Origin of the sequence: Hanstruepera marina (assembly GCF_019880635.1) — a bacterium.
Taxonomy (GTDB): domain Bacteria; phylum Bacteroidota; class Bacteroidia; order Flavobacteriales; family Flavobacteriaceae; genus Hanstruepera; species Hanstruepera marina.
This window is the reverse complement of the sequence record NZ_JAINVX010000001.1, coordinates 1,165,747-1,184,301: the sequence shown is the minus strand read 5'-3', so window position 1 is coordinate 1,184,301 and position 18,555 is coordinate 1,165,747. Positions and strand designations below refer to the sequence as shown.

Annotated in this window: 16 protein-coding genes; 10 read left to right on the top strand and 6 right to left on the bottom strand. The window is 33.7% G+C overall.

Annotated features, from left to right (window positions below; all coding sequences use genetic code 11):
• Positions 1–82 precede the first annotated feature (82 nt).
• From K7G76_RS05540 to K7G76_RS05525, 4 genes are read right to left on the bottom strand one after another with little or no spacing between them, the layout of a single operon-like run.
• A complete protein-coding gene (locus K7G76_RS05540; protein WP_223033181.1) occupies positions 83–1,036 on the bottom strand; it encodes an AAA family ATPase in 954 nt (317 codons plus the stop codon).
• Positions 1,037–1,038: 2 nt separating this feature from the next.
• Positions 1,039–2,481 carry a peptidylprolyl isomerase gene (locus K7G76_RS05535; RefSeq protein WP_223033608.1) on the bottom strand — a complete coding sequence of 481 codons (1,443 nt, stop codon included), beginning with the start codon at positions 2,479–2,481 and terminating at the stop codon, positions 1,039–1,041.
• Entirely contained in the window at positions 2,444–3,298 is an 855-nt protein-coding gene (locus K7G76_RS05530; RefSeq protein WP_255572928.1) for a peptidyl-prolyl cis-trans isomerase, read from the bottom strand. The genes K7G76_RS05535 and K7G76_RS05530 overlap by 38 nt, the downstream gene beginning before the upstream one ends.
• Positions 3,299–5,248, bottom strand: coding sequence for a peptidylprolyl isomerase (locus K7G76_RS05525; protein WP_223033180.1), 1,950 nt, complete (start codon positions 5,246–5,248; stop codon positions 3,299–3,301). It lies immediately after the preceding gene.
• Between the two features lie 161 nt (positions 5,249–5,409).
• On the opposite strand from K7G76_RS05525, the gene K7G76_RS05520 reads away from it, so the two are divergent.
• The 4 genes from K7G76_RS05520 to K7G76_RS05505 all read left to right on the top strand — a co-directional run bounded on the left by K7G76_RS05520 (position 5,410) and on the right by K7G76_RS05505 (position 9,920).
• Positions 5,410–5,865, top strand: coding sequence for an SRPBCC family protein (locus K7G76_RS05520; protein ID WP_223033179.1), 456 nt, complete (start codon positions 5,410–5,412; stop codon positions 5,863–5,865).
• 78 nt (positions 5,866–5,943) lie between these two features.
• The gene (locus tag K7G76_RS05515) at positions 5,944–8,157 is read left to right on the top strand and encodes a RelA/SpoT family protein (protein ID WP_223033178.1); all 2,214 of its coding nucleotides are present in this window, start codon (positions 5,944–5,946) and stop codon (positions 8,155–8,157) included.
• Positions 8,158–8,184: 27 nt separating this feature from the next.
• On the top strand, positions 8,185–8,637 hold the full coding sequence (locus K7G76_RS05510) for a Fur family transcriptional regulator (RefSeq protein WP_223033177.1): 453 nt from the start codon (positions 8,185–8,187) through the stop codon (positions 8,635–8,637).
• Positions 8,638–8,648: 11 nt separating this feature from the next.
• Positions 8,649–9,920, top strand: a complete 1,272-nt coding sequence (locus K7G76_RS05505) for an adenylosuccinate synthase (RefSeq protein ID WP_223033176.1) — start codon at positions 8,649–8,651, stop codon at positions 9,918–9,920.
• A 7-nt stretch (positions 9,921–9,927) separates the two neighbouring features.
• Here K7G76_RS05505 and K7G76_RS05500 read toward each other — a convergent pair whose 3' ends face one another.
• Together K7G76_RS05500 and K7G76_RS05495 are read right to left on the bottom strand one after the other, a co-directional pair.
• Positions 9,928–10,566: a class I SAM-dependent DNA methyltransferase gene (locus tag K7G76_RS05500; RefSeq protein WP_369412190.1), complete on the bottom strand. Its 639-nt coding sequence runs from the start codon at positions 10,564–10,566 to the stop codon at positions 9,928–9,930.
• Between the two features lie 14 nt (positions 10,567–10,580).
• Positions 10,581–10,868: a YdhR family protein gene (locus tag K7G76_RS05495; protein WP_223033175.1), complete on the bottom strand. Its 288-nt coding sequence runs from the start codon at positions 10,866–10,868 to the stop codon at positions 10,581–10,583.
• Between the two features lie 307 nt (positions 10,869–11,175).
• On the opposite strand from K7G76_RS05495, the gene K7G76_RS05490 reads away from it, so the two are divergent.
• From K7G76_RS05490 to K7G76_RS05465, 6 genes are all read left to right on the top strand, one after another.
• A complete protein-coding gene (locus K7G76_RS05490) occupies positions 11,176–12,963 on the top strand; it encodes an OstA-like protein (RefSeq protein WP_223033606.1) in 1,788 nt (595 codons plus the stop codon).
• Entirely contained in the window at positions 12,963–14,153 is a 1,191-nt protein-coding gene (locus K7G76_RS05485; protein WP_223033174.1) for an aspartate aminotransferase family protein, read from the top strand. Before K7G76_RS05490 ends, K7G76_RS05485 begins: the two co-directional genes overlap by 1 nt.
• A gap of 140 nt (positions 14,154–14,293) precedes the next feature.
• Entirely contained in the window at positions 14,294–15,682 is a 1,389-nt protein-coding gene (locus tag K7G76_RS05480; protein ID WP_223033173.1) for a tetratricopeptide repeat protein, read from the top strand.
• 54 nt (positions 15,683–15,736) lie between these two features.
• The gene (locus tag K7G76_RS05475) at positions 15,737–16,747 is read left to right on the top strand and encodes a DUF368 domain-containing protein (RefSeq protein ID WP_223033172.1); all 1,011 of its coding nucleotides are present in this window, start codon (positions 15,737–15,739) and stop codon (positions 16,745–16,747) included.
• Positions 16,747–17,766, top strand: coding sequence for a DUF368 domain-containing protein (locus tag K7G76_RS05470; protein ID WP_223033171.1), 1,020 nt, complete (start codon positions 16,747–16,749; stop codon positions 17,764–17,766). Before K7G76_RS05475 ends, K7G76_RS05470 begins: the two co-directional genes overlap by 1 nt.
• Complete coding sequence (locus tag K7G76_RS05465) at positions 17,735–18,496, top strand: shikimate dehydrogenase family protein (protein ID WP_255572927.1); 762 nt, start codon at positions 17,735–17,737, stop codon at positions 18,494–18,496. The genes K7G76_RS05470 and K7G76_RS05465 overlap by 32 nt, the downstream gene beginning before the upstream one ends.
• Positions 18,497–18,555 lie beyond the last annotated feature (59 nt).

Genomic DNA, 18,555 nt, shown 5'->3' with positions numbered 1-18,555 from the left:
CATTTTTACATAATATTTTAAGATTTTGATAATTTTACTATTGAAAAAATAATAAATTAACAACAATTAGAGATTGGATATTTTAGAATAAATCCCTAATAATTTGTTCTTCGGTAATTCCTTCGGCTTCTGCTTTATAATTTTTGATAATTCTATGCTTGAAAATAGAATGTGCTACAGCTTGTACGTTTTCAATATCTGGTGAAAATTTACCATGAATTGCCGCATGAGTTTTAGCTGCTAAAATTAAGTTTTGGGATGCTCTTGGTCCGGCTCCCCAATCAATGTAATTTTTTACCAAATCTGTAGCCTCCGGACTGTTAGGCCTTGTTTTGCCTGTCATTTTTACGGCATATTCCACAACATTATCTGCTACTGGAATTCTTCTAATAAGATGCTGAATATCTAAAATCTCTTGTGCAGTGAATAACGCATTGACGGTTGCCTGTGTATCTGTAGTAGTAGATTTTACAACTTGCACTTCTTCCTCAAAAGTTGGGTAACTTAAATTTACAGCAAACATAAAACGGTCCAATTGAGCTTCAGGCAAAGGGTAAGTTCCTTCTTGCTCTATTGGGTTTTGTGTTGCTAAAACAAAATACGGTAAACTTAACTTGTAATGATGGCCAGCAACAGTTACAGCACGTTCCTGCATAGCCTCTAATAATGCGGCTTGCGTTTTAGGTGGTGTTCGGTTAATTTCGTCAGCTAAAATAATATTCGAAAATATAGGACCTTTAATAAACTTAAACGTACGATTTTCATCAAGTATTTCACTACCCAATATATCACTAGGCATTAAATCTGGTGTAAACTGAATACGCTTAAAATCTAATCCCAACGCCTGTGCAATAGTATGGACCATTAATGTTTTTGCCAAACCTGGCACACCAATCAATAGCGCATGTCCACCCGAAAAAATTGAAATCAAGATTTGATTTACCACATCATCCTGGCCAACAATTACTTTAGCAATTTCGGTTTTTAAGTCTTTATATTTTTTTACAAATGATTCTATTGCAGATACGTCTGACATTCTTATTTCTTTAACCAGTTACTAGTAAAATCGCAATCTCTATACTCACCATTAATCTTAATATAAGTATCTTTAATTTTCTGTTCTTGCCAAGCATCAATTGCTTTAATACGTTTTTCACTAAGCGCAAGCTCTTTAATTTTTAGATAATCACGAGCATAATCTGCCACATGCTCATCCACACGGTCACTAACCATTAATATTTTGAACTTAATATTTCCTGTTCGCCCCCTATCGGTTTGAATCAAACTAATCTCATTTTCTTTTAAATCTTGAATTTGGGCGTATAGCTCTGGATCCATTTTGGTTAATTCAAAATTATAATCCTGGGTAGCTGGATTAATTAAAAATCCGCCTTCACTTCTTGTTTCTTTTTCGTCACTGGATTCTCTAGCTGCGTCTGCAAAACTGATATCTTCATCAACAATACGCTGTCTAATTTTCACCAACTTCTCTCTAGCTTCTACAACTGCCTGCTCTGAAACTTTAGGGATTAAAAGAATATGGCGAACATCGTATTCCTGACCTCTAATTTTTTCAAGATAAATTATGTGATATCCAAAATCTGTTTCAAATGGTTCAGAAATCTCACCTTCTTGCAATGAGAAAGCAACTTCCCTAAACTCTTTTACCATTCGAGGTCTTTTTCTGTTTAACGTATAAAGACCTCCCATCTTTATAGATTCTTTGTCATCTGTATATAAAACCACTTTCGATCTAAAACTTGCTCCATTTTCCTCAACATCTGCTTTAAATTGGTTTAACTGATCGATGACACGTTGTTTTTCCTCTTCAGAAACTTGAGGCTCTATTACTATTTGGGACACTTTTAATTCGGTTCCAAAAGTAGGGCGTTCGTCCTTTGGTATTTTATTAAAAAACTGTCTTACCTCTTCTGGTGTAACCTCAACATCTGCTATAATTTTTTGCTGCATTTCACTTGCTAGCTTATTGCTTTTGTTGATCTCATACATTTCGTCTCTAAAACTCTTTTCGTCAGGTTTATTGTAAAAAGCCAATAACTCTTCCATGCTTTTTCCTGATTGCGCCAAAAATTGTTGTATTTGATAGTCTACATTTGAACGTATTTCAGCATCTGAAACCTCTACACTATCTTGTATTGCATGATGAGCATACAATTTGTCTTCTAAAAGTTTACCAAACAGTTGGCAACGTGTTACTCCTTCTAACGAAGCGCCTTGGGCTTTTAACTGCAAAAGTGTTCTGTCTACATCAGAATCTAAAACAACATAATCTCCTACTACAGCCGCAACACCATCAAGTTTTAAAGCCCCAGCCGTTAATACTGAATCCACTTTTTGTTGTTTTGGTGCCTCATCTTCTATAATTTCTTGCGACTGAACTTGCAACGGCAGTGATACAACCCCAAGTAATAGCAGTGTTGATTTAATTATATATTTCAAATTTCTTGTTTTTAATAGCATCTTTAGTAATATCTTTTTCAAGCTCTTTAATTAACTCTAATTTTCTTTTGTTTATAACTATCTGATCAATAGTAGGTTTTACATATTCTAATGGAGCTGTATTGTTTCGCTCTAGCACATCATTAATATGCATCAAATATAGTCCTAATGAATCTTTGAGTTGTATAAAATTAGATTTTTTTAACAATTGATTTTTGTTTTCTGTTGTTATTGCTGGAATTTTATCAATAACCTGATTTACTTTTATCCAAATAGAATCGTTTAGGGAATACGACTTAAACTGAATCGCTATTGAATCTAAATCCCGCTTATCCTGAATATTGTATCGCTCAAGCTTTTTTTTGATATCGGTTGCATCTAATCTGTTTTCATCCAACTGTATATATCGAAATTTAATTAAATCTTCATTTAAATTAAAAATTCCAATATTTTCCTGATAGTAGGCTTGAGCTTCTTGAACAGAAACAACAGTATCTATACTGCGTGTTACCAATGCTTCCAAGTAAGCCGAAGCATATAAATCTTTTTTATAATCTTCAGCCATTTTATCAAACTCGTTTAACTTTTGCTCATTTAAATTAACACGAGCTCCAGCTACTAAAAGCTGCTCGGTGGCCCATTGATTTATAAAATTTGTCACACGTATAGTACTGTCTTCGGGAGTTATTCCTTCGGTCAACAAATGCTGAATATCGTCTTGATATAAGTAGATTTCATCAACACGAGCAATAGGTTTCCTGTCATCTACTTGTTTAAAAAAATAATCACAAGACGTAACGCTCAAAAGGCAAATTAATATGACAGTTATTTTTTTCAATTACTTACTTTTAATTTGTGTCTTAACTTTTTCAAGAACTGACTCATTAATTACAATAGGGTATTTCAGCTTAAGTTCTTTCATCCATTCAGTTTCTTTGACCTGTTGATAATCACTGATGATTTGGCCTTTGGCTTCATCATACGATTTTGGCGATTTAGGCATGACTTCTGTTATCTTAACCACAACATATGCATCATTATGATTATAGATTTTAGAAACTCCTTTTTCAAATTTAACTGCTTTTGGCAAAGCTTGATGTGTAGATTCCATTATACCTGTTGAAAAAATTACATGCACTTCACCATTAACATTAATTTCCTTTTTTATATCATCTTGAGATTTACCTAATTCAAGCAACTTCTTTACTTGTTTTATAATTGCTTTATCTGATGAAGAAGCCACAATAGCATCCACGCGTTCATTCCAGTAATATTTTTCTTTATTGCCATCATAATAATTTTGGAGTTCAACAGAGTCTGTTTGTGCCGTATTCCATATTTCTGTTTCCATAAGATCGAATAACAGCAATCCATCCCTATACTCATTGACAATATGAGCAAAATCTTCGTTCTCGTATTCTAAATTCTCTTCTTGATAAACCATTAAATTTTGACTTAAAAAGTTATGATATTCGTCTTTAACTAAATCTGAAATTGTTTTTTTGGTTCTTGCCTTACGTTGCATTTTATATAAATATTGTGCAAAGTCATTATAGGATACTGTTTTTTTATCTATTACGACAAGTGTTTTATTTGCTGTAAAATCTGAAGGAATTTCCCACTTCCCTACAAAATAATCTTTGGTTATAATAGATTCGAAATAAGCTAATGCAGGCTCATTATCTGTAACATTGTATCGCGTTTTTAACTTACTCACAATAGAATTATCAATAAGTTTAGACCTAGAATCTCTTTTTACCCTTACCTCTAACTCTGGTTTCATTTCTTGAAACGACTTAATCCCTTGCTTATCTATAAGTTTAATAATGTGCCATCCATACTCGGTAACAAAAGGTTCTGAAATATCCTCCGGATTCTCAAGGCCAAAAGCTACATCTTCAAACTCAATAGAACTTAACTGGCCTCCCGAAAAGGTGTTGAGCCTACCTCCATTGGCCGCAGAACTTTTATCTTCAGAAAACTGTTTAGCCAAGGCTTCAAATGACTCGCCTTGTTGAATTTTTTGATAAATTTCATTAATACGGGTTTCTGCGCTCTCTTGATTTTCACCTTGTTTGTTAGCTACCATTATATGGGCTACAGTGCGCTCTCCTCTTGATTCACGTTTATCGTCAACTATTACAATATGGTATCCAAATTGGGTTTTAAATGGCATGGAAATTTCGCCTACATCTGTATTATAAGCCATACTTTCAAACTCATAAACCATTTTAAATCCTGAAAAATAACCCAACTCTTCAGCATAAACGGTTTTTCCGTTATGAACATCCCTCTTCACCTTGTCAAAACCTTCCGCTTTAACCCTATCACGCAAATTCAACAACTCATTATACGCCAACAAGGTGTCTTCAGGACTAGCACTTGCGTCCATTCTAATTAAAATATGATTGGCTTTTACTTCATTGGTTACACGATAATAAGCCTCATCTACCAACTCATCAGTAACTTCGGTATCGGTCAAATAGTTTTTGGCTAGCTGTTTTTTGTAATTGTTAAGTTCTCTTATATAAGTGGCATTTTTATCCAACCCTTTCGCTTTTGCTTCAGCAATCTTTAACTTGTAGTTAATAAAAAGGTTTAAATACTCATCTACATCTTTTTGAGATTCGTCTTGAACCAAATCTAAATTCTTATTGAAAATCCTGACAAACTCTGAAGCATAAACAGGTTTGTCTGCTATGGTAAAAAGTACATCATTATTAGCAACTTGAGAATGCGCTTGCATAAAACAAAGAGCTAGAAATACAAACAAAAATTTTCTAATCATGGCTGTTTAACTTATTTATCTGAATAGTTGCAAAAATAGGAATATTAACCTATTAAACAAGTTACACCAACAAACGGAAGTTAAAGTTTTTTAGTATGTATTTTTTCGTCATGTGGTTACCTCTAAAATTTATATCTTTAATTATCTAAAATGCAATCAAAATGAAGTATACAACCGAAATGATTATAAATGTCCCTTTAATAGAGTTTATTGAAAAACTGGATAATCCAGAAAATATGAAACATTGGCAAAAAGGGTTGATAGATTACGACCACGTTTATGGAACACCAGGTGAAATTGGTTCAAAAATGAAGTTATCTTACAAAATGGGCAAACGTGAAATGGAACTAATTGAAACTATCACGTTCAATGACCTACCTCATGCTTTACATGCCACATACGATACCAAAGGCATGCATAATATACAAGAAAACTTTTTTGAAGAAATAGATAAAAACCAAACCAAATGGACATCTAAAAACGAGTTTATCCCAACAAGTTTTATGCTGCGCATGATGACACTTTTAATGCCCAATGCATTTAAAAAGCAAACCAAAAAATATCTAACCGATTTTAAAAACTTTGCTGAAAAAGGAACATCAGTAGCAAAATCATAATTCCCACAATAGTAACTGGTTAAAAATTTATCTGAAAATTTGGTTGCCTGTTACCCTTGTTTATACTATTTTTAATTTATGACAGAAGTTGATATTGAAAAAGAAAATGCTGCTATTGCCAAAGCTTACAAAGAGCTACTGAAAGTAAGCTACAGAACCCTTTCTAAAGAAGATAAATTGTTAATTAGAAAGGCTTTTGATGTTGCTGTTGAAGCGCATAAAGATCAACGTAGAAAATCTGGCGAAGCTTATATTTTCCATCCTATTGCAGTTGCTAAAATTGTTGCACAGGAAATTGGATTAGACGCAACCTCTATTGCTGCAGCCTTATTACATGATGTTGTAGAAGACAATGAAGATTACACCATTGAATTTATTGAAAAACAATTTGGTAAAACCGTTGCCACAATTGTTGAAGGCCTGACTAAAATATCATCTTTAAAAAAAGATACAAACGTCTCGCTACAAGCAGAGAATTTCAGAAAAATGCTTTTAACATTAAATGATGATGTTCGCGTTATAATTATAAAAATTGCTGATAGACTGCACAATATGCAAACCATGGAGTCTATGCGGCCAGACAAGCAGGTAAAAATAGCTTCAGAAACTTTATATATTTATGCACCCTTAGCACATAGAATAGGTTTGTATAATATTAAAACCGAACTTGAAGATTTAGGTTTAAAATATACCGAACCCGATGTCTATAATGACATTCTAAACAAAATAAAGGAAAGCAAAGAAGAACAAGACAATTATATTAAAGAGTTCAGTTCTGTAATTTCAAAATCATTAGACAAAGAACAACTGGACTATGAAATAAAAGGTAGGCCTAAATCCATATTTTCAATTCGCCGCAAGATGCTTAATCAAGGGGTTTCTTTTGACGAAGTTTATGATAAATTCGCCGTAAGGATTATTTACAAAAGCAATCCTGAAAACGAAAAATTTCTGGCCTGGAAAATCTACTCCATTGTAACCGATCATTTTAGACCTAATCCTACACGTTTACGCGACTGGATTTCGTCTCCCAAATCTACAGGCTATGAAGCCTTGCATATTACCGTTGTTGGGCCAAAAGGCCGTTGGGTTGAAGTTCAAATTAGAAGTCAGCGTATGAATGAAATTGCCGAAAAAGGTTATGCAGCACACTACAAATACAAAGAAGGCAATGATAATGACGATAGCATAGATTCATGGATTTCCAAGCTACAAGAAACGCTTGAGAACCCTGAAACTAACGCCGTAGATTTTGTTGAGCAATTTAAGCTTAACCTCTACTCTAAAGAAATATTTGTTTTTACACCCAGAGGGGATTTAAAATCTCTACCAAAAGGCGCAACACCTTTAGATTTTGCTTTCAGTATTCATACCGAAGTTGGTATGAAAACTCGAGGTGCCAAAGTCAATGGTAAGTTAGTCCCCTTAAGCCATGAACTTAAAAGTGGTGATCGTGTAGACATATTAACATCAGAAAGTGCCAAACCAAATCCCAACTGGTTAGATTACGCAACAACAGCTAGGGCTCGAAGTAAAATTAAATCGTCGCTAAAAGAAGACAAAAAACTTGTTGCCGAAGAGGGTAAGGAACTATTACGCAGAAAGCTTAAACAACTTAAAATCACACTTGATGAAAAATCGGTTAACGAATTGGTTAACTACTTCAAGTTAAAAACCAGTCTCGATTTATTTTACCGTGTTGGCATAGGCACTATAGATAATACCATGCTTAAAGATTTTGCTTCATCCAGAAGCAATGCTTTTATGAGCTATTTAAAGAATAAAATTTCTAGAAAAACACCTATACCAAAAGAAGAAATTGAAAAAGACGAAATTACTTCAAAATACGACTTATTGGTTTTTGGAAAAGAAGAGCAGAAATTAGATTATAAATTTGCCAACTGCTGCAATCCCATTCCTGGTGATCCCGTTTTTGGCTTCCTTACCATTAATGATGGTTTAAAAGTTCACAAGAAAAATTGTCCAAATGCGGTAAGCCTACAATCCAATTATGCTTACAGAATAATGCAGGCCAAATGGATAGATTCATCCCAACAAGAATTTGCCGCTCAAATAAAACTTTCAGGAATCGATAATTTAGGACTAGTAAATAATATTACCCAAATGATCTCTTCAAACATGCACGTAAACATGAAAAGCATCAGTTTTGAAAGTGATGACGGCATATTTTCTGGAAAAATAAATGTAGTCGTAAAAAACAATACCATGATTAAAAAACTAATAGATAATCTAAAAAAAATTAATGGTATAGATAAAGTAGAAAGAGTTTAAAAAATAGTGTAAATTTGCACACTTATTATGAGTGTAAAAAACGATACAAATAATCAAGAGATTGTAAAAAACGTATTCACATCGTTTTTAAGTGAAAAAGGTCACCGAAAAACACCCGAGCGTTATGCAATTCTTCAAGAGATATACAATAGCGAAGAACATTTCGATATAGAATCGCTTTATCTAAACATGAAAAACAAAAAGTATCGTGTTAGTCGAGCAACACTATACAATACTATTGAACTGTTATTAGAGTGTGGCTTGGTTCGTAAACATCAGTTTGGTCAAAATCAGGCTCACTACGAAAAATCATATTTCGACAAACAACACGATCATGTCATTTTAACCGATACTGGTGAAGTTATTGAATTCTGTGACCCACGAATTCAATCTATCAAAAAAACTATTGAAGAAGTTTTTGATATCGAAATAAAAAATCACTCACTCTACTTTTACGGCAACCGAAAATCAACTAAATAACGAATAACAACATGGCAGTAGATTTACTACTAGGATTACAATGGGGAGATGAAGGCAAAGGGAAAATTGTCGATGTATTAACCTCAAAATACAATATTATTGCGCGTTTTCAAGGTGGTCCAAACGCTGGACACACACTTGTTTTTAACGGTATGAAACACGTACTTCACACCATTCCATCTGGAATTTTTCATGATAACGCCATTAATTTAGTTGGTAACGGTGTAGTAATAGATCCTGTTATCTTCAAAAAAGAATTGGATAAGCTTGCCGAACAACACGTTAACTATAAGAAATCATTATATATTTCCAGAAAAGCACACATTATTCTTCCTACGCATCGTTTGTTAGATGCGGCTAGTGAAACTGCTAAAGGAAAAGCCAAAATAGGCTCTACATTAAAAGGTATTGGCCCAACATATATGGACAAAACTGGTAGAAACGGTATTCGTGTTGGTGATTTAGAATTGGCTGACTGGAAGGATAAATATCGTGCATTGGCCAACAAGCATGAAGCTATGATTAACTTCTACAATGTAGAAATTCAATATGACTTAAAAGAGTTAGAAAACGAATTCTTTGAAGCTGTAAAAGTTTTAAAATCGTTAAAGTTAATCGACTCTGAAGAATATATCTTTCAAGCGCAAAAAGAAGGCAAAACTATTTTAGCTGAAGGCGCACAAGGCTCGTTATTAGACATAGATTTTGGAACATACCCCTATGTTACATCTAGCAATACAACTGCTGCTGGTGCATGTACTGGCCTAGGTGTTGCACCGAACAAGATTGGTGATGTATTTGGTATTTTTAAAGCCTACACTACACGAGTTGGCTCTGGACCATTCCCTACGGAATTGTTTGATGAAGATGGAGAAACCATGGCTAAAGTTGGGCATGAATTTGGTGCTACTACAGGGAGACCTCGTCGCTGTGGTTGGTTAGACTTGGTAGCTTTAAAATACGCTTGCCAAGTAAATGGTGTAACCCAGTTGATGATGATGAAAGCCGATGTGCTTTCTGGGTTTAAAACATTAAAAGTTTGTACCGCTTACAAATACAAGGGTGAAACCATTACACATTTTCCATACAATATAGAACCTGAAAATGTAGAACCAATTTACACCGATTTTAAAGGCTGGGCTGCAGATTTAACCGAAATGTCTGAAGCATCACAAATGCCAGATGAGTTAAATGCTTATATCGCTTTCTTGGAAAAAGAATTGGAAATTCCTATTACCATAGTATCTGTTGGACCTGACAGAAAGCAGACTATTTTTAGGTAATTCTGTTCTACTTTCTTGCTATCAAAATAGTATGAACATCAAACTCGGTATCTGATGTTTTAAAGGGGACTTTAAAAACACAAATATCTAAAAACCCTATTTCTGTTAGTGTGTTTTTTAAATCTTCCAATTTGTGGTAGTAAAAAAACACACGACCTCCTCCTCCAGTTTTATAATCAGATTGTGCAGGATTGCCTTCAACAAAACTAATGTAAATCAATCCTTTATTATTTAATAGATTATAAGAGTTAAAAATAAAATCTTGACTTTCAGTTTGGGATAAATAGGGCAAACAGAACCCTGCAATAATTCCATCGTAGGTATCTTCAAGGTTATGGATTTCTCTACTATCCATCACAGCAAAACTTGCAGAGGGATTATTCTTCTTTGCCAATGCAATCATATTTGATGCTATATCAATTCCAAGAATATCATAGTCAGGTCGTTTGGACAACAGATATTTCGTTATGTTTCCGGGACCACAACCAACATCCAGTAATTTAGCGTTTGGCTCCCTAATGGTATTGCAGATACAATCATACGTTTCATTGTACAATTGCAAATTCATAAACTTGTCCTCATATACAGAAGCTATCCTATTCCAAGTTTCAAAAGTTTCTTTTTCTTTATTCAATATTTTACCTATACTGTTTTGTTTTATTATTCCCTTAATTGAAAAAGGACATCCATAATCTCAATATTTGGGGCTTCAATAATTTCATAAGCCTGCGGAATACTTTTAGCCAAATCAGATTCTCGGTAAGATTGCAACGACTCTGGTGAATCCCAAACATAAATTCCACCATATTCTCCAGACTGACCAGTCTTTACATAATACTTTTGCACCAACCCTGGAATCTCTTTAAATCTTGGCTCTCTCTCCTTGGCTTTGGCTAATAATTCTTCTTCGGGCAGGTTTGATCTCAATTTGATAACTTGTAAAATCATAAACTTTTGCTTTTATAGAAAATTTGGTTTTTTAAATGAGGTATTATAAAATCTACTATTAAGTCCTAGTATTTACTAACATTTAATTTAGCAAATACTGGTCAAATAGGAAGCTCATAATTTTAATTTACCATTAATATAAACTTAAAAATTTATACTTTACAGTAAAAGGCAATGTAGCAGTTCATTTCTATTAAAAAAATCCTAATGCATCTTATCAGACCAAATTAATCATTATTTTTGAATCAAATTTTAAAATTTGAAACCACATAACTATATATATTACCTACTCTTGGTTGCATTTTGCATGATCTCTAATTTACATGCTCAAGAACAAAAAACCATAGAAATTAAATATTCAGGCTTTTTAGATATTAAAGAAGGTGAAACGCCTGGTCTTAAAGTTATGCTTCGTGACGATAGACAACAAATTCATGTATTTCACGAAGGTGTTGATATGTGGTGCGACAAAGCCTTACTATACAGCGATGAAAATTTTGTTGAAGCCTTTGGCAATGTAAAAATGAAACAAGGCGACACCATTAATATGAACGCCAAATATGTGGAGTATAGTGGTAAAACCAAATTGGCTTTTGCAAGTGGCAACGTAGTTTTAACCGAACCAAATTCTGTCTTAACTACTGACACCTTATATTTTGATCGCGTGAAACAACAATCGTTTTATAAAAGTGGAGGTCGTGTAGTTCGTGATTCGTCCGGGACTATTACCAGTAAAATTGGACGCTATTATATGAACTCTAAAAAATATCAGTTTGTAAATGATGTCGTTTTAGTAAATCCAGACTATACCATAAAAACCAACAATCTCGATTTTTATTCAGAATCGGGTCATGCTTACTTATTTGGTCCATCAACAATAACTACCAAAGAAAGTAAAATCTATTGCGAAAAAGGATTCTACAACACCGAAACCAAACAAGGTTATGCGGTTAAAAAGTCAAGAATAGACTATGACAATCGTATTTTTGAAGGCGACAGTATGTTTTTTGACAACACGAGAAGCTTTGCTTCTGCCACAAATAATATTAAGGTTACAGATACTGTAAACAATAGTATTATAAAAGGACATTATGCCGAAATTTACAAAGAAAAAGATTCTGTTTTCATTACCAAACGGGCTTTAGCTATTACAGTTCAAGAAAACGATTCGATATATATGCATGCTGATACTTTAATGGTGACAGGCAAACCCGAAAAACGTATTACACGTGCCTATTATAATGCTAAATTTTATAAATCTGATATGAGCGGAAAAGCCGATTCGGTTCATGTAGATCATGCTTCGGGTCTGACACAAATGATTAACTTGTCGGGTTTTTCATCAACAGATCCGTTTGCGAAAAGCAGGCATCCCATTATTTGGAATTTACAAAACCAAATGACAGGCGATACCATTCATCTCATTTCCAATCCAAAAACCGAAAAGATAGATTCGCTTCTCGTTTTTAACAATGCCTTTATTATCAGTAAAGACACTATTAGCGAAAATGGCTTCAACCAAATTAAAGGCAAAACCTTAATAGGGTTATTTGATGATAACAATACATTACGGCAAGTTGATATCGATAAAAATGCTGAATCCATTTTTTTTGCTAGAGATGAAAACCAAGTGTTGTTTAGTATTGACAAAGCCAAATCAGGGAGAATTTCTATGTTCTTTAGCGAAGGAACCATCGAACAATACAATCGGTATAACCAAGTAGATGCGGTTAGTTATCCGGAATCGCAATTCCCAGAAAACGCCAGGTTACTTCGAGGTTTTGTTTGGCGCGATGAGGAGCGACCAAAAAGTGTTGAAGATTTATTTAGCGATGATCCTCCTTTGGTTTTACCAGTTATAAAAGGTTTAGAAGATTATGTCCCTCAAGAAGAGTTTTTTGATGATGCTATGTTAGATCGTGTTGAAAAAGCCGGTAACAGTTCTAAAAAACAAAACAAGAAGCAACAACAAAAAGGAGCTATTGAAAAACCGTCTAAAGCATCCCGAAATATCCCTAAAGATAAATTAGAGCAAATTGATAAAAAGAAGAAAGCTCTAAAACGAAAAAAACCAACTCTAGAATCTGATGGATAATGGCGAGTTCAGATTTTTTTAAATATCAAGCACAAACCTCACCACATCCTTTGGCAATGGAAGTCTCTCATGCCGAAGGCAACTATATTTTCGATAAAAGCCAAAAACATTATTTAGATTTTGTCGCTGGTGTTTCTGCATGTACATTAGGACACAGGCATCCAAAGATTATTAATGCCATTAAAGACCAATTGGATAAGTATCTACACGTTATGGTTTACGGTGAGTATGAGCAAGAACCTGCCGTTAAACTCACCAAGTTACTAGCCAATCATCTGCCCAAAAAGCTTCAAAAAACTTACTTAACCAACTCTGGTACTGAAGCCATTGAAGGCGCTATAAAATTAGCAAAACGGGCTACAGGGCGAAGCGAAGTTATTGCTGCACATCGAGCATATCATGGAAACACTATGGGAGCCATGAGTGTTATGGGTTTTGAAGAACGCAAGCAAGCGTTTAGACCCTTAATTCCAAATATTCAATTTATAAACTTCAATGAAGTTCAGGATTTAAACTATATTTCAACGCATACGGCTTGTGTTATTTTAGAAACTATTCAAGGAGGTGCTGGATTTATTGAACCTAAAAATGATTACCTATTAAAAGTTCAGGAACGTTGCCAAGCGGTTGGAGCTTTATTAATTTTGGATGAAATACAACCTGGAATTGGACGTACTGGAAAGCTATTTGGCTTTGAAAACTATAAATGTGTTCCAGATATTTTAGTTACAGGCAAAGGATTAGGTGGCGGTATGCCTATTGGTGCTTTTACAGCTTCAGAAAAACTAATGGACTTGCTTCAAGACCAACCAAAGCTTGGCCACATAACTACTTTTGGTGGACATCCTGTAATCGCGGCTGCTGCACACGCTACCTTAAAAGAAGTAATTGAAAGCGACTTAATGAATAAAGCACTGGAAAAAGAAAAGTTGGTTCGAAAGCATTTAAAGCATCCGCTTATTACTGAAATAAGAGGAAAAGGGTTGATGCTTGCTGCTATGACTCCTTCTGCCAACATAACAAACAATGTGATTTTAGAAGCTCAAAATCAAGGCCTTATTTTGTTTTGGCTGTTATTTGAACCTAAAGCCATACGTATTACACCGCCTCTTACCATAACGGATGATGAAATTATTACAGGTTGTAACATCATTAAAGAAATCTTAAACAAAATATCATCTGAAGCCTGATTTTCAATTCACTGATAATCAATTATAAATCTGTAAATAAGCTTTAATGTTGATTATTTTGTTAAAAACATTTATCAAATTCAAGTCAACCGTCCATTTAGAACAGTACATTTATTAGCGGAAACCATATAATAGTGCTTATGGAGTTACGTCCCAACGACAACAACAATTTATCACTTACCAGATTTGAATCAATGCTAAAAACAAACAACGTTTTGTTTTTTGATTCAGAAGAATTCGAAAACATCATTCACCATTACCTCAACCAAGGAAAAATTGCATTAGCAAAAAAAGCTATAAAGTTGGGGTTGCAACAACACCCTACTTCAACCAACTTAAAGCTTTTTAAAGTTGAAGTTTTTGTTTTTGAAAACGATTTGGATCGCGCTGATTTAATGATTAATGAGCTTTATGCTTTAGAGCCCTTAAATGAAGAAATATACATTCAAAAGGCTAATATTCTATCCAAACGTGATGATCATGCAAAAGCCATTGAAGTATTGAAAAAAGCACTCGAACTTTCGGAAGATCCAATAGATATCTATTCTTTGATTGGAATGGAGCACTTGTTTTTAGATCAATTTGAAGATGCTAAAACCTGTTTTATGAAATGTCTGGAAGCTGATTTAATGGACTACTCTGCACTTCACAATATGATCTATTGCTTTGAGTTTTTAGGCCAACATAATGAGGCTATTTCCTACCTAAACACATTTTTAGACAACAACCCATATTGCGAAATTGCTTGGCATCAATTAGGCAAACAATATTTTGAACTAAAAGACTACAAAAAAGCATTGGCTGCATTCGATTTTGCAATTATTTCTGACGATACTTTTATTGGCGCTTATCTTGAAAAAGGTAAAGTTTTAGAAAAACTAAAAAAGTATGAGGAAGCTATTGAAAGCTACAGTTTAACACTTAAACTAGATGACCCTACCTCGTTTGCCTTGTTACGCATAGGTCAATGTCATGAAAAATTGGGAAATAAAGATTTAGCTGTACAATACTATTACAAAACGGTTAAAGAAGATCCATTACTTGATAAAGGCTGGATAGCTATTACCAAATTTTACAATAAGAGAAAAAACTATCAAAAGTCATTGTATTACATTAACAAGGCTATAAATATTGATTCTGATAATGTAATATATTGGAAATTATATGCACAAATCAATCAACGTTTAGGTTTTTTAGAGGAAGCTGAACGCGGTTACAAAAGAGCTTTAGAGTTAGGGAATTACGAATTAAGCACTTGGCTAACTCGTGGCGACATTTTATGGAAATTGGGCGAACCTGAAGCCGCTATTTACAATTTATTACAAGCATCAGAATTCTATCCTGAAAATGCCGAGATCGAATTTAGACTTGCAGGTTTATATTATATGCAAAACGAAACAGAAACAGGATCATACCATTTAAAAAACGGAATCCGTTTTAATGCTGAATTCGCCATTATTATTGAAGAATTATTTCCTCAAGTCTATACAAATTCACAGGTTAAATTGCTGCTAAAAGCTGAACTTTAGTTCACTAATCATACTTTAATTACTACCTTTGATTTTCCATTTTAAAATCAAAGCATGCAAAGACGAAACATTGACTATTTGTTGATATCACTCAAAGGAATTGCTATGGGTGCTGCAGATGCAGTTCCTGGCGTTTCAGGTGGAACTATTGCTTTTATATCAGGAATTTACGAAGAACTTATTGATACCATAAGCAATATTAATCTTTCACTTTTTAAAGTTTTAAAACGCGATGGTGTTTTAGCATTTTGGAGAGCACTAAATGGTAGCTTTTTGTTTGCATTACTATTAGGTATTGTCGTGAGTTTTGTTTCCTTTATGCGTCTCGCAAAATACCTTATTGAATTCCACCCTATTTTAATCTGGTCGTTCTTCTTTGGTCTCATTATAGCCAGTATATATTTTGTTGGAAGGCAAATAAAAAAATGGCATCTCGGTTCAATATCCGCCTTAATAATTGGTGCCATTGTAGCATATGCCATAACACTCATACCAAGTTCGGCAAATAACGAACATCCACTTTTTCTTTTCTTCGCAGGTGCTTTGGCTATATGCGCAATGATTTTACCAGGAATTTCCGGCTCATTCATTTTAGTGGTTTTAGGTGCCTACAAAACATTAAGTGATGCCTTTCATGATTTTGATATCAAACGTATTTTAATTTTTGCCTCTGGTGCTTTAGTTGGCCTATTAAGTTTCAGTCATATTTTAAAATGGCTATTTAAAAACTATCATAATGTTACATTGGCCTTGTTAACGGGCTTTATCTTTGGTTCTTTGAATAAAGTATGGCCATGGAAAATTACCGAATCTGTTATGGTTAAAGAAACTGGAGGAATTTTACCTTTTTCAGATGTATCAACTTTAAACAACCTAACACTTTACCAACAACAGGTTATGGATTTTGAGTCGTTAAAAGTTGTTTCAGAAAAAAGTGTTTCAGCTTTCACCTATTCAGAATTAAACAATAATATTGATCCTCAATGGCTTCCAGCCATCTTACTTATGGTTGCTGGATTTTTGACTATTTTTATTTTAGAAAAACTAGGTACCAGAAATAAATAATGCAAAGCACCAGAACTTTTACCGATAGAATATTCCTTTTTTTAAAAGGGCTTGCTATGGGTGCAGCAAATAAAGTTCCTGGGGTATCTGGTGGTGTAGTGGCTTTTGTGGCTGGTTTTTATGAAGAGTTCATCTATTCACTGCAAAAATTTAATGGTAAAGCCTTTAAATTATTGATCAACGGTAGATTTAAAAGCTTTTATCAATACGTTAACGGGAGATTTTTAAGTGTACTATTTTTAGGAACTGTTGTTAGTTACTTTAGTGTTTCCAAAATTTTAGACTATTTAATTCAGCATTATGAGCTATATGTGTGGAGTGTATTTTTTGGCATGATCATCGGCTCTATTCATTATATAAGGAAAGATTTTAAAGATTGGAATTTAAAAACCAATTTAGCTTTAATTATTGGTATTGTTCTAGGGGTAAGTATAAGTTTTTTAGATCCGGCTAAAGAAAATGACAACCTATGGTTTGTTTTTTTCTGTGGTATAATTAGTGTCTCTGGAATGACTCTACCAGGCTTTTCCGGGTCGTTTATTTTAATGCTCCTTGGAAACTATGTCCTTTTATTGGTTGATTCTGTCAATGCACTTTACGATACATTTGCTGATATTCTACAAGGCGATTTCAGTTTTATACATGATGCTGTTCGTGTGCGTATGTTAAAAGTTTTAGGTGTGTTTACTCTAGGTTCTATAGCTGGTCTTGTAAGCTTTTCACATATATTAAACTATATCCTCAAACATTACAAGAGTATAACTTTAGCAACCATAATTGGGTTCATAACAGGGTCGCTTGGTGTTGTTTGGCCCTGGAAAAAAACGGTTTATAAATTACAAACTGATGGAAGTTTAATTTTAAACTCTGAAGGCAATCCTATTGTTGAAAACTATAAACGTTATATGCCTGAAATAAGCCTTGAAACGCTATTGGCAGTAGTTTACATTATTGTGGGAATACTTATAGTATTGGCTTTGGCCAAGTATGGTGAAAAAACAAAGAGAAAATATGCGTGAGTTTGGCTTAATTGGTAAAAATATTTCGTACTCGTTTTCAAAAAACTATTTCAACAATAAGTTTACTGATGAAAGTATTTTAGATGCTACTTATAAAAATTTTGATATTCAAACCATAAATGAATTTTGCGACGTATTAGAATCCAATTTGAATTTAAAAGGGCTCAATGTAACCATTCCTTATAAAGAATCTATCATCCCACATCTAGACAAGCTTCACAAAAAAGCTAAAAAAATTGGAGCTGTTAATACTATTAAAATTACAGAAAAAGGGAAATTAATAGGTTATAACACCGATTGCTATGGGTTTAAAAAAGCTATTAAGCCGTACTTAAAACCCAAACATAAACGCGCTTTAATTTTAGGAACCGGTGGTGCTAGTAAAGCTATTGCCTTTTCCCTAAAACAACTAAATATTGACTATCAGTTCGTTTCGAGAAAGCCTTCTAAAAAAGGGTATTTAACCTACAAATCTCTTACTGGAGATATTATAGACACCCATTTAATTATTATTAACTGTACACCTTTAGGAACCTTCCCCAATGTTAATGAAGCCCCAAACATTCCTTATCGCTCTATTTCAAAAAACCACATTCTATTCGATTTAATTTACAATCCAAATGAGACTTTATTTCTTAAAAACGGTAAGCAAAATCAGGCGACTACCATAAATGGTTACAGTATGCTGACATATCAGGCAGAAAAAGCTTGGAAAATTTGGACCAAGTAGAAAACGCTATTGATTTATAAATTCTTAATTAACTTTTGTAAATATTACAGTTGTTGTTA